Genomic DNA, 12694 nt, shown 5'->3' on the forward strand with positions numbered 1-12694 from the left:
CCGTCCATCTGAGCAGCACCGGTGATCATGTTTTTAACGTAGTCGGCGTGCCCTGGGCAGTCAACGTGCGCGTAGTGGCGAGTCGGGGTGTCATACTCAACGTGAGAAGTGTTGATGGTGATACCACGAGCTTTTTCTTCTGGCGCGTTATCGATCTGGTCGAAAGCACGTGCAGCACCGCCGTAGGTTTTAGCCAGAACGGTAGTGATTGCTGCAGTCAGGGTAGTTTTACCGTGGTCAACGTGGCCGATAGTACCAACGTTAACGTGCGGTTTGGAACGTTCAAATTTTTCTTTAGACACGGCTATATTCCTTACTCTTATGCTCTCCCCTCATGGAGAGAGCACTGATCAATGTGTTAAACCCGAAAGCTTATTTACCACGGGCTTCAATAACGGCCTGAGCGACGTTGTTCGGCGCATCATCGTACTTCAGGAACTCCATGGAGTAAGAAGCACGGCCTTTGGTCAGAGAACGCAGTTGAGTTGCGTAGCCGAACATCTCGGACAACGGAACTTCAGCGTGAATCTGAACGCCAGTAGCGTTGGATTCCTGACCTTTCAGTTGGCCACGACGACGGCTAAGGTCACCGATGACGTCACCAGTGTTCTCTTCCGGCGTTTCAACTTCAACCTTCATGATTGGCTCAAGCAAAACAGGTTTCGCTTTCTTAAAGCCATCTTTAAAGGCGATAGACGCGGCCAGTTTAAACGCCAATTCGGAGGAGTCAACATCGTGGTAAGAACCGAAATGCAGACGCACACCGAGATCGACAACCGGGTAACCAGCCAACGGACCAGACTTAAGCTGCTCCTGGAGGCCTTTATCAATGGCAGAGATGTATTCCGTTGGGATCACACCACCTTTAATGTCATTGACGAACTCGTAGCCTTTCGGATTTGAGCCCGGCTCCAGTGGGTACATGTCGATCACAACGTGACCATACTGACCACGACCACCAGACTGCTTGGCGTGTTTACCTTCGATATCGGTAACTTTCGAACGAATCGCTTCACGGTAAGCAACCTGAGGTTTGCCCACGTTAGCTTCAACGTTGAATTCACGACGCATACGGTCAACCAGGATGTCCAGGTGAAGTTCACCCATACCTGCGATGATAGTCTGACCTGATTCTTCGTCAGTCCATACGCGGAATGATGGGTCTTCCTTCGCCAGACGGCCCAGAGCCAGACCCATTTTTTCTTGGTCAGCTTTGGTTTTTGGTTCAACTGCAACGGAGATTACCGGCTCAGGGAACTCCATACGCTCCAGAATGATCACGTTGTTTGGATCACACAGAGTGTCACCGGTAGTCACGTCTTTCAGACCGATAGCCGCAGCGATGTCGCCTGCACGAACTTCTTTGATCTCTTCACGCTTGTTAGCGTGCATCTGAACGATACGCCCCAGACGTTCACGCTGAGATTTCACTGGGTTAAATACAGTGTCACCTGAGTTGACGAGACCGGAGTAAACGCGGAAGAACGTCAGGTTACCCACGAATGGGTCAGTAGCGATTTTGAACGCCAGAGCAGAGAACGGCTCAGTGTCGTCAGAATGGCGAACTGCTGGAGTGTCTTTGCCGTCATCCAAAATACCGTTGATAGCTGCAACGTCAGTTGGTGCTGGCAGATACTCAACAACAGCATCCAGCATTGCCTGTACGCCTTTGTTTTTAAACGCAGAACCACAGGTAACCAGGATGATTTCATTGTCCAGAACGCGCTTACGCAGAGAAGTTTTGATCTCTTCTTCAGTCAGCTCTTCGCCACCAAAGAATTTCTCCATCAGCTCATCAGAGCCTTCAGCAGCGGCCTCAACCAGTTTCTGACGCCATTCTTCAGCCAGAGCTTGCATATCAGCTGGGATCTCTTCGTATTCGAAGGTCACGCCCTGATCGGCTTCGTTCCAGTTGATTGCTTTCATCTTCACCAGGTCAACAACACCGGTGAATTTCTCTTCCGCGCCAATAGCCAGCTGCAGAGGGACCGGAGTTGCACCCAGACGTTGTTCAATCTGACCAACAACTTTCAGGAAGTTAGCACCCATGCGGTCCATTTTGTTAACGAACGCGATGCGTGGAACTTTATATTTGTTAGCCTGACGCCATACGGTTTCAGACTGTGGCTGAACGCCACCAACAGCACAGTAAACCATTACCGCGCCATCAAGAACACGCATGGAACGTTCTACTTCGATGGTGAAGTCAACGTGTCCTGGGGTGTCGATGATGTTAATGTGGTGTGCTTCGAACTGCTTAGCCATACCAGACCAGAAACAGGTAGTCGCAGCGGACGTGATGGTAATACCACGTTCCTGCTCCTGCTCCATCCAGTCCATGGTAGCTGCGCCGTCATGCACTTCACCGATTTTGTGGTTTACACCGGTGTAGAACAAAACACGTTCGGTAGTGGTTGTTTTACCGGCGTCGATGTGGGCGCTGATACCGATGTTACGATAGCGCTCAATGGGTGTTTTACGAGCCATTTGATTCCTCTATTGCCTTAGGCGTTCAAGTTCGGTTAACCCAAGCGGGTTGGCTTCTTGAAGCGCCCGCTTGGTTAGCATAACTACTGCGTGGCAATTACCAGCGGTAGTGGGCGAACGCCTTGTTGGCTTCTGCCATACGGTGAACGTCTTCACGTTTCTTAACAGCAGAACCTTTGTTCTCAACTGCATCAGAAAGTTCGTTCGCCAAGCGCAGAGCCATGGATTTATCACCGCGTTTACGAGCAGCATCAACGATCCAACGCATTGCCAGAGCATTACGACGGACCGGGCGGACTTCAACTGGCACCTGATAAGTAGAACCACCAACGCGGCGAGACTTAACTTCTACAGTCGGGCGAACGTTGTCGAGAGCTACTTCGAAAGCTTCCAGGTAATCTTTACCAGAACGCTGAGCCAGGGTCTCCAGCGCGGTATAGACGATTGCTTCTGCAGTAGATTTTTTACCATCTACCATCAGGATGTTTACAAATTTAGCCAACAGTTCGGATCCGAACTTAGGATCTGGAAGGATTTTACGTTGGCCAATTACGCGACGACGTGGCATGGAAATACTCCGTTGTTAATTCAGGATTGTCCAAAACTCTACGAGTTTATTTTGACATTAAAGTGAAAATGTTTGGCCTTACTTAACGGAGAACCATTAAGCCTTTGGCTTCTTCACGCCGTACTTGGAACGAGCTTGCTTACGGTCTTTAACACCGGAGCAGTCAAGTGCACCACGGACGGTGTGGTAACGCACACCTGGCAAGTCTTTTACACGACCGCCACGGATCAGGATCACGGAGTGTTCCTGCAGGTTATGACCTTCACCGCCGATGTAGGAGGTAACTTCAAAACCGTTAGTCAAACGCACACGGCATACTTTACGCAGTGCGGAGTTTGGTTTCTTAGGAGTGGTGGTATATACGCGAGTACATACGCCACGTTTCTGCGGGCAGGCTTCCAGCGCTGGAACGTTGCTTTTAGCAGCCTTCACAGAGCGTGGTTTGCGTACCAGCTGATTAATTGTTGCCATTAAAAAGCTCCTGGTTTTTGCTTCGTAAACACGTGATAAATCCCCTCGTATGCACTACTGGCAAAGTACGAGGACGCAGAATTTTATGGCTGAGTAGTAGAGGTGTCAAGAAATATACAACATCACTCTCATCACCAGGCCATTTGGCTGCGATGTTTTTCGGTTAATTCAACGAAGTGATTATAGCCGATGACAGTGATTTTGTGTGAAAAATGACCAGACACCCCTCTGGCATCCAGGTCGTTCTGCAGCGCATAAAGGGATATGGGGGCGTTGAGCAGCAATTCAAGGTGAGCGCTGCCGACCAGGCCGGCCAACACACCATCCTGCAGCAGCAACAGGTCATCGCCCGGGGCGGTCAGACGCAGCAACGCGGGCAAATCGCATTGAGTGGGGGAACGGCTAAGGGTATACAGCATCAGGATTTCCTAAAAAGTCATCACCGCATCAAAACTGGCCAGTTGGCGACTCAGCGCATCCGGAGCCAAAACCTCGGCGTCCAGTACCCAGTCGGTCACCTGACTCAGGCCGCGTTCCTGTAGCGATGCCTGGCAAAGATAACACTGTTCAACGTCATACAGCGGCAGCACGCCAAAAGTGGCGATGTAATTGCGCGCCAGAATTTTTTCCGGTTGCTGCCCCGGCAATAACTGCAACACGCCGTCACCGATAAAAAACACGCCCAGATCTTCGCTCAGCGCCGAAGTGGCCAACAGTGCATCCAGCCCTTCCCTGCCGCCAGCGCTGCCGTGCGGACTCTGGGTAAAAACAAAAGCGACTCGTTTCATAAACTCTCTCAGAACTGCACCAGGCGGTCACAGCTCAGTGAAGCCTCAGCCAAAGAGCCCAACCCGCTGAGGGTGAAACCCGGCTGAAGATTAGCGCTGGCCAGCCCTTGCTGTGCGGCTTCCTGTTCATCGGTCACACCACGCCGCAGCGCAGCGGCCACGCAGACGTTGAGCTCAATACCATGTTGCTGCGCCAGCTGCACCCAACCACGTACCAAATCAAATTCGTCGCTGGCAGGGGCAGTCAGCTGATTGGCGTTCAACACCCCTTCACGGTAAAAAAACACGCTGGAGAGGCGGTGTCCCTTGGCCAGCAAGGCCTGGGCGAATTGATAGGCGCTGCTGGCCTGTTGGGTGCCGTAAGCCGGGCCGGTGACCAAAAGACAGTAATCCAGCATCAACGGTCAGTTCCCAACAGATCACCGCTTTTGAACTGACGGATGTACAGATACACGGTGTGTTTAGAGATATTCAGACGGTCCGCCACCTGATTAATCGCGTCTTTGATATCAAAAATGCCTTTCTCGTAAAGGTTCAGTACCACCTGACGGTTTTTGGCATTGTTGGAGACATTGCGATCGGCATTCACTTCCTCAATGGTGAACTCCAGCGTTTGCGCCACCAGATCGTCGACGGAAGAAGCAAAGTTGACTGAAGGCGCCACATCCTGAGTTTCCGGCGGCATGAAGGTCTGCATCACCTGGGAGAAAGGCACATCGAGGTTCATGTTGATGCACAGCAAGCCAATCACTCGCTGCTCGCGATTGCGGATGGCGATAGTCACCGACTTCATCAGCACGCCGCTCTTGGCGCGGGTAAAATAGGCCTTCGATACGCTGCTGTCATCGCCGGCCATGTCATGCAACATACGCAGCGCCAGGTCAGTGATCGGCGAACCGATTTGCCGCCCGGTGTGCTCGCCATTCGCAATGCGTACCGCCGAGCATTTCAAATCTTCCAAAGCGTGCAGCACGATCTCACAGTGCCCGCCGATCAACATCGCCAGGCCGTCGACAACCGCTTCGTAAGACTTCAGGATTTCATGATCCGTCTGGGTAAACGGACGTTCATTCAGCAAATCAAGTTCGCTGGCTTCGCTGGATAAAAGCGAATTAGACATCGAAAATACCACCCTCAAAGATCGCCTGTGCCAGGGGGCGCAGCTAAAACTGCTCGTGCGGGTTCCCTTCCACAGGCGGCCCCCCTGAGGTTAGGCAGGATGAGCTGGCTGATATCAGTCTGAAACAGCACGACGAGCGTCCGCAGGCCGATGGGATGACCAGGAACAGTTTTAGGTACACGCCCTAAGGGGCAGGCGCATGACTCATAAGTCCGGATTATTAGTCTAGCAAAACAGCCAGAGTAAAGTCCTTGCGTTTGCGCGTGGTATTGACGTTAAGCCCGATGCCCGGCAGGCGTCAAGCGATCAGTGGGAAAGGAAGTGAAAGTTACCGGTGATTTGGCCGGTCGAAATGAGCATCGCCGCGAAGAATGTTCGCGGCGATGGGGGGACTCAGAGAGGCTTATTGCGCTTTGGCATCAGCCGCTGCGTCAGCCGGTTTCTCTGCCTTGGCGTCGGCTTTCGGTGTAGCTTTCACATCCAGCAGCTCAACGTCGAACACCAGGGTGGAGTTAGCCGGGATGCCCGGAACGCCGGTTTTACCGTAGGCCAGCGCCGGTGGGATAACCAGCTTGATTTTGCCGCCTTTCTTGATGTGTTTCAGGCCTTCAGTCCAACCTGGGATCACACCGTCCAGACGGAATGACAGTGGCTCGCCACGGGTGTAGGAGTTATCAAACTCGGTACCGTCGGTCAGGGTGCCCTTGTAGTTCACGACAACGGTATCGCTGTCTTTAGGCGCAGAACCGGTACCCGGTTTTTCTACCTGATACAGCAGGCCGGACTCGGTTTTCTTCACGCCTTTTTCTTTCGCGAAGGTGTCGCGGTACTTGGTGCCTTTCGCTTCGTTATCTTTCGCGTCCTGCTCCATCTTCGCCTGAGCGGAAGCCTTCACGCGCGCTTCAAAGCTCTGCAGAGTTTTTTCGATATCTGCGTCGTTCAGCTTGCTCTTGTTGGCGAAAGCGTCCTGAACGCCTGAGATCAACTGGTCTTTATCCAGTTTGATGCCCAGCTTTTCTTGCTCTTTCAGTGAGTTGTCCATGTAACGGCCCAGGGATGCACCCAATGCGTAAGCCGCTTGCTCGTCATCGTTCTTGAACTTGCCAGTGCTTGGCGCCGCGTCGGCAGCTTTAGCTGCTTCTGCCGGTTTAGCTGCATCGGCAGCCATGACCTGGGTCGCATTCAAAGCAAAAGCCATAGTGGTTGCCAGAAGCGTGACTTTAAACAAAGATTTCATCCATTTCTCCAGTGTCTGAAGCGGTGCCCCAAACAATCATTAAGTAAGATAACCGGGCTACTATAGCTGTCCGAAACAAAACAAAACAGTCACACAGGTAACCAATCGAGTCAAAGTGTGACTCCAGCTTTAAACAGAAGTTTCGTTTAATGTGCTACCCGTATGATAAGTCAGATTTTTCCTGTACCCGCAGTATCAACAGTAACAAAAACCACCGGGGCAAGCGCTCTATTTTTCAGCAATTTACACAGCGTGCCGGCGCTTGCCGCCCTCGCCCTCACCGAGCGGGATGAAATAGCGCAGCGCAAAGCCGGTGGCAGCTGTTAACATAGCGCCAGATTCAGGATTAAACCGTGTCAGAGGTAGCATCATGCACAACGCCGATACCCAAAGCCTGTTACTGCGGCTTGAAGAGCTGGAAAGCCGCCAGGCCTTTCAGGAAGTCACCATCGAAGAACTCAATCAGACCGTGGTGCAACACCAGCTTGAAATGATGAAATTGCAGGATCAGCTACGCATGCTGACCGATAAGCTGCGTTCGACCCAAACGTCGATGATCGCCTCGCAGTCGGAAGAAACCCCACCGCCACATTATTGATAAGCAATAAAAAAGGGCAGCCCCAGGGCCGCCCTTTTTTGCCGTTACTGCACCGCGATTAGTGGCAGCCGCAACCGCCGTTACCGCAACCGCCTTTCTTGGCCTGATCCTGGTCATGCGCGTGGTCATGATCGTGACCATGGCCGCCGCAGCAACCTTCACCGTGTTCGTGGTGATGATCGTGCTCGCCGTGTACGTGACCGTGTGCCAGTTCTTCAGCAGTAGCTTCGCGGATCGCGACAACTTCTACGTTGAAGTTCAGGTTCTGGCCAGCCAGCATGTGGTTACCGTCGACCACTACGTGATCGCCGTCCACTTCGGTGATTTCGACCGGTACTGGGCCCTGATCGGTGTCAGCCAGGAAACGCATGCCAACTTCCAACTCGTCAACGCCCATAAAGACGTCTTTCGGCACGCGCTGCACCAGGTTTTCGTCGTAGTTGCCGTACGCATCGTTAGCGCCAACATTAACGTCAAAACGATCGCCCGCTTCGTGGCCTTCGAGTGCTTTTTCCAGACCTGCGATCAGAGAACCATGCCCGTGCAGATAGTCCAGCGGCGCACTCACCGGAGACTCATCAACCAACACACCGTCTTCTGTACGTACTTGATAAGCCAGGCTGACCACCAAGTCTTTTGCTACTTTCATGATATCTCCTACCGTTGGATACTTGGACGCGGCCGTCATGGGGGCCACGCCTTTACCGGACAGATTGTATCGGAAATCTGCCCCGCTGTACCCTCCAGCATAAAAAAACGCACTCGATAACGCTATTCCGGATGGAAAATACCGATCACCTGTTCCTGCGGCCGGACGTGCTTCTCCACCTGCTGTTCGGTCTGTCGCTGATGATGGCCGCACTTGACGCACTCCACCACTTCGACCTGGTCCTCGCGCCAAACTGCCAGCGTATCCATAGCCTTACAGCTTGGGCAGACCGCCCCGGCGATAAATCTTTTACGTGTTGCAGACATCTCAGTGCTCCAAATTATTCGTATTCATCCCAGCCGTCGAACTGGCGACTCTCTTTTTGCATTTCCCGGTGGAAAAGTTCTTCCAGCTCGCGCCGCGCCTCTTTCACGCGGGAAATTTGCGCCACATCGCCATGATGCGGTGGCATCAATTCACGCAACATCCGCATATCCAACCGGCGAAAGTGTTGCTGCGCGCGATAGGCCTGATGCGGATGCATACCCAATTCCATCAGTGCCTTACGCCCCAACTCCAGTGCGCTGGAGAAGGTTTCGCGGCTGAACTGTTTAACGCCCGCCTGCAGTAATTCGTGCGCCTCCACACGGCCACGCGCACGCGCCAGAATGCTCAGTTCGGGAAAGTGCTGCTGGCACAGGCGCACAATTTCCATGGTGTCTTCCGGCTCATTACAGGTGATCACTATCGATTTGGCCTTTGCGGCGCCGGCCGCACGCAGCAGCTCCAGCTCGGTGGCGTCACCGTAATACACCTTGTAGCCGTAACGACGCAGTACGCCGACGGCGCTGACATCGCGCTCCAGGACGGTAATGCGCATCTTGTTGGCCATCAGCAGGCGGCCAATCACCTGACCAAAGCGCCCGAAACCAACGATGATCACCTGCGGATCATCATCTTCCACATACGGCGTCTCTTCATCTTCATCCCGGGCGTTATAACGGCGCACCAGGATACGATCGATAATCTGCATCAGCAGCGGCGTGGTCATCATCGACAGGGTCACCACCACCAACAACAGCGCAAGCTGATCGGGCTGCAACACCTTCTGCGTACCCGCTGCCGAAAACAGCACGAAGGCGAATTCCCCACCCTGGCTGAGCACGCCGGCAAACTGCAAGCGCACCGAGCTGCGCAGGCCGAAAATACGCGACAGCGAATACAGCACGCCAGACTTGATCGCCACCAACAGCACCACGCCGAGCAGCACTTCGGCCAGATGGGTATAGAGTACGCCGATATTCAGCGCCATGCCCACCGAGATAAAAAACAGCCCCAGCAGCAGCCCTTTGAAAGGCTCGATGGAGATTTCCAGCTCATGGCGATACTCACTTTCCGCCAGCAGCACGCCGGCGATAAAGGTACCGAGCGCCATCGACAGGCCAAGCGCATCCATAAACAATGCCGCTCCCAGCACCACCAGCAGGGCCGCGGCGGTAAAAATTTCACGTACCCCGGAAGAGGCGATATAGCGGAACAGCGGACGCAGCAAGAAACGTCCCCCGATCAGCATGCCACCGAACGCCGCGACCTTGAGCGCGATCTTCGCCCAGTCGTCGCTGTTGCCGCCGGCACCGGCCAGGATCGGGATCAGCGCCAACGCCGGGATCACCGCCATATCCTGGAACAACAGTACCGAGAACCCCAGTTGACCGCCTTCGTTGCGGTTCATGCCCTTCTCGCGCATCAACTGCAGCGCCATGGCGGTTGAAGACATCGCCAGTCCGATACCGCCTATCACCGCGGCCTGCCAGGCAAAATGCGTCAGATACAGCAGCGCGCCCAATACGGCGGCGGTGATCAGCACTTGCCCGGCGCCGACGCCAAAGATTGAGCGTCGCAGCTCCCACAGTTTGCTCGGGTTCAGTTCCAGTCCGATGATAAACATCAGGAACACCACGCCCAGCTCGGAAAAGTGCAGGATCTCGTCGACGTCGCGGATGAACCCCAGCCCCCAGGGACCGATGGCGATACCGGCAATCAGGTAACCCAGCACCGCGCCAATGCCCAGGCGTCGGGCAATCGGCACCGTGACCACGGCGGCGAACAGAAACAATAAAATTGCGGTCAGTAACGTTGAGCCTTCCATGTTTACCTTCCTCCGTGCGGCAGCGGGTTACGCAGCCAGTCGCCATACGCCGTGGCATGGCTTTCCAGCACTTCCGGTTTCTGCCGGCGCGCCCAATACACCAGGATCGGCGTCAGCCAGTGCATATGGCACATGGCGGCGGTCAGTTCGAACGGCCGCAGAATATCTTCCATCGGGTAGCGGTTATAACCACCGGTGCGATAGGCGCCCTCCGGTTCCCCGGTGGTGATCACCGAACGCCAGTACTTTCCCGCCAGTGCATTGCCGCCCATGCCGCTGGCAAAACCGCGCGACAGCACGCGATCCAACCATTCTTTCAACAGGGCCGGGCAACTGTAGGTATAGAGAGGATGTTGAAAAACAATGACCTGATGTTCACGCAGCAGTTGTTGTTCGTGGTGAATATCAATAAAAAAATCAGGATAGTGCGCGTATAAATCGTGCACGGTGACATGTTCCAACTGCTGTGCCGGTCGAAGCAAAACCCGATTCGCGACCGAGTCCTGGGATTCCGGATGGGCATACAGCAGCAAGACCTTGGGCGGCTGCGACATCATTCCCCTCCAAAGCGTCGTCAGGGTAGCGGTTTTCCGTTACCATGCTCCGCAAAGACTAATAATAGGACAGTCTGTGTCCTGTTAACTTAGAATCCATTCAATTTAACATACTCTGAACATACGGCGCTTTATGATTGTATTCTCCTCGCTACAAATCCGACGCGGCACCCGCGTCCTGTTGGACAACGCCACGGCGACGGTTAATCCAGGTCAGAAAGTCGGCCTGGTGGGTAAAAACGGCTGCGGCAAATCTACGCTGCTGGCCTTGCTAAAGGGCGAAATGGCCGCAGACGGCGGCAGTTACACCTTCCCGAGCAACTGGGCCCTGGCCTGGGTCAACCAGGAAACGCCGGCGCTTGACGTGCCGGCACTTGAGTATGTTATCGACGGTGACCGCGAATTCCGCCAGCTTGAAGCCGATCTGCAACTGGCGAACGATAAAAACGACGGCCACGCCATCGCCACGCTGCACGGCAAGCTGGATGCTATCGACGCCTGGACCATTCGCTCTCGTGCCGCCAGCCTGCTGCACGGCCTGGGTTTCTCCAACGAACAGTTGCTTAATCCGGTCCGCGCCTTCTCCGGCGGCTGGCGTATGCGTCTGAACCTGGCGCAAGCGCTGCTCTGCCGCTCCGACCTGCTGCTGCTCGACGAACCGACCAACCACCTGGATTTGGACGCCGTGATCTGGCTGGAACGCTGGTTGAAGGGCTACCCCGGCACGCTGGTACTGATTTCGCATGACCGCGATTTCCTGGATCCGATCGTCGATAAAATTTTGCATATCGAACAAGAGACCATCAACGAATATACCGGCAACTACTCCTCGTTCGAGCGTCAGCGTTCGACCAAACTGGCGCAGCAGCAATCGCTGTACCTGAACCAGCAGGAGAAAGTGGCGCACCTGCAAAGCTACATCGATCGCTTCCGCGCGCAGGCCACCAAGGCCAAACAGGCGCAGAGCCGCATCAAAATGCTGGAACGCATGGAGCTGATCGCCCCGGCCCACGTCGATAACCCGTTCAGCTTCAGCTTCCGCCAGCCGGAAAGCTTGCCGAACCCGTTGCTGCGCATGGAGAAGGTCAGTGCCGGCTACGACGACAAGGTGATCCTGAAATCGATCAAGCTGAACCTGGTTCCCGGCTCGCGCATTGGTTTGCTGGGCCGTAATGGCGCCGGTAAATCGACCCTGATCAAAATGCTGGCCGGCTCGCTTGAACCCTTGAGCGGTGAGATTGGTCTGGCGAAGGGGATCAAACTGGGTTACTTCGCCCAGCATCAGTTGGAGTTCTTGCGCGCTGATGAGTCGCCGTTGCAACACCTGAGCCGCATCGCGCCGCGGGTGCTGGAACAACAGTTGCGCGATTACCTCGGCGGCTTTGGCTTCCAGGGCGATAAGGTCACCGAAGCCACCGAGCGATTCTCCGGCGGCGAAAAGGCGCGGCTGGTGCTGGCGCTGATCGTCTGGCAGCGCCCTAACCTGCTGCTGCTCGATGAACCGACCAACCACCTCGATTTGGACATGCGCCAGGCATTGACCGAAGCCCTGATCGATTTCGAAGGCGCGTTGGTGGTGGTCTCGCACGACCGTCACCTGTTGCGCTCCACCACCGACGATCTCTATCTGGTGCATGATGGCCAGGTGGAAGTGTTCGAAGGCGATCTGGACGACTATCAGCAATGGCTGATCGACCTGCAGCGCCAGGAGAACCAGCAGGACGCACCGGAGAAAGAGAACAACGGTAACAGCGCTCAGGCACGTAAAGATCAGAAACGTCGCGAAGCCGAGTTCCGCAGCCAGACCCAGCCGCTGCGCAAGCAGATCGCCAAACTGGAACAGCAAATGGAAAAGCTGAGTGCCGAACTGGCGGCAGTGGAAGAGAAGCTGGCGGACTCCACGCTGTATGACATCAGCCGTAAAGCCGATCTGACCCTCTGCCTACAGCAACAAAGTCAGGCCAAGTCCGCATTGGAAGAAACGGAAATGACCTGGCTGGATGCGCAAGAACAGTTGGAACAGTTTACGCAAGAGTTCGAATCTTAAGCAATGCAGGGGCGGCATGCCGTCCC

15 protein-coding genes are annotated in these 12694 nt (G+C 54.6%); 2 read left to right on the top strand and 13 right to left on the bottom strand.

Annotation, left to right across the window (positions count from 1 at the left end):
• From ACGS9J_RS18960 to fkpA, 9 genes are all read right to left on the bottom strand, one after another.
• On the bottom strand, positions 1 to 302 hold a 302-nt coding region (locus tag ACGS9J_RS18960), incomplete at its 3' end, for a GTP-binding protein (protein WP_442232348.1).
• A 70-nt stretch (positions 303 to 372) separates the two neighbouring features.
• Positions 373 to 2487 (bottom strand): elongation factor G, encoded by a 2115-nt coding sequence (gene fusA, locus ACGS9J_RS18965; protein WP_442232349.1) that lies wholly within the window; start codon positions 2485 to 2487, stop codon positions 373 to 375.
• Positions 2488 to 2584: 97 nt separating this feature from the next.
• Positions 2585 to 3055, bottom strand: coding sequence for a 30S ribosomal protein S7 (rpsG, locus tag ACGS9J_RS18970; protein ID WP_020837252.1), 471 nt, complete (start codon positions 3053 to 3055; stop codon positions 2585 to 2587).
• Positions 3056 to 3151: 96 nt separating this feature from the next.
• On the bottom strand, positions 3152 to 3526 hold the full coding sequence (gene rpsL, locus ACGS9J_RS18975; protein ID WP_004930426.1) for a 30S ribosomal protein S12: 375 nt from the start codon (positions 3524 to 3526) through the stop codon (positions 3152 to 3154).
• A gap of 131 nt (positions 3527 to 3657) precedes the next feature.
• Positions 3658 to 3945, bottom strand: coding sequence for a sulfurtransferase complex subunit TusB (tusB, locus tag ACGS9J_RS18980; protein WP_442232350.1), 288 nt, complete (start codon positions 3943 to 3945; stop codon positions 3658 to 3660).
• Positions 3946 to 3954: 9 nt separating this feature from the next.
• On the bottom strand, positions 3955 to 4314 hold the full coding sequence (gene tusC, locus ACGS9J_RS18985; RefSeq protein WP_442232351.1) for a sulfurtransferase complex subunit TusC: 360 nt from the start codon (positions 4312 to 4314) through the stop codon (positions 3955 to 3957).
• Positions 4315 to 4322: 8 nt separating this feature from the next.
• Positions 4323 to 4712, bottom strand: a complete 390-nt coding sequence (gene tusD / locus ACGS9J_RS18990) for a sulfurtransferase complex subunit TusD (protein WP_442232352.1) — start codon at positions 4710 to 4712, stop codon at positions 4323 to 4325.
• Positions 4712 to 5434: a helix-turn-helix transcriptional regulator gene (locus ACGS9J_RS18995; RefSeq protein ID WP_442232353.1), complete on the bottom strand. Its 723-nt coding sequence runs from the start codon at positions 5432 to 5434 to the stop codon at positions 4712 to 4714. The genes tusD and ACGS9J_RS18995 overlap by 1 nt, the downstream gene beginning before the upstream one ends.
• Before the next feature lie 403 nt (positions 5435 to 5837).
• Positions 5838 to 6671, bottom strand: a complete 834-nt coding sequence (gene fkpA / locus ACGS9J_RS19000; protein ID WP_442232354.1) for an FKBP-type peptidyl-prolyl cis-trans isomerase — start codon at positions 6669 to 6671, stop codon at positions 5838 to 5840.
• Between the two features lie 370 nt (positions 6672 to 7041).
• Here fkpA and ACGS9J_RS19005 point away from each other — a divergent pair, with 370 nt between their 5' ends.
• A complete protein-coding gene (locus tag ACGS9J_RS19005; RefSeq protein ID WP_442232355.1) occupies positions 7042 to 7269 on the top strand; it encodes a SlyX family protein in 228 nt (75 codons plus the stop codon).
• Positions 7270 to 7327: 58 nt separating this feature from the next.
• Here ACGS9J_RS19005 and slyD read toward each other — a convergent pair whose 3' ends face one another.
• The 4 genes from slyD to kefG all read right to left on the bottom strand — a co-directional run bounded on the left by slyD (position 7328) and on the right by kefG (position 10621).
• Positions 7328 to 7918, bottom strand: coding sequence for a peptidylprolyl isomerase (slyD, locus tag ACGS9J_RS19010; protein ID WP_442232356.1), 591 nt, complete (start codon positions 7916 to 7918; stop codon positions 7328 to 7330).
• 122 nt (positions 7919 to 8040) lie between these two features.
• On the bottom strand, positions 8041 to 8244 hold the full coding sequence (locus ACGS9J_RS19015) for a YheV family putative zinc ribbon protein (protein WP_004951224.1): 204 nt from the start codon (positions 8242 to 8244) through the stop codon (positions 8041 to 8043).
• A gap of 14 nt (positions 8245 to 8258) precedes the next feature.
• Positions 8259 to 10067, bottom strand: a complete 1809-nt coding sequence (kefB, locus tag ACGS9J_RS19020; protein ID WP_442232357.1) for a glutathione-regulated potassium-efflux system protein KefB — start codon at positions 10065 to 10067, stop codon at positions 8259 to 8261.
• Between the two features lie 2 nt (positions 10068 to 10069).
• On the bottom strand, positions 10070 to 10621 hold the full coding sequence (gene kefG / locus ACGS9J_RS19025; RefSeq protein WP_442232519.1) for a glutathione-regulated potassium-efflux system ancillary protein KefG: 552 nt from the start codon (positions 10619 to 10621) through the stop codon (positions 10070 to 10072).
• 133 nt (positions 10622 to 10754) lie between these two features.
• Between kefG and ACGS9J_RS19030 the strand changes: the two genes are divergently transcribed.
• On the top strand, positions 10755 to 12668 hold the full coding sequence (locus ACGS9J_RS19030; protein WP_442232358.1) for an ABC transporter ATP-binding protein: 1914 nt from the start codon (positions 10755 to 10757) through the stop codon (positions 12666 to 12668).
• Positions 12669 to 12694 lie beyond the last annotated feature (26 nt).

It is taken from the genome of Serratia quinivorans, assembly GCF_052113645.1.
Classification (GTDB): domain Bacteria; phylum Pseudomonadota; class Gammaproteobacteria; order Enterobacterales; family Enterobacteriaceae; genus Serratia; species Serratia quinivorans_B.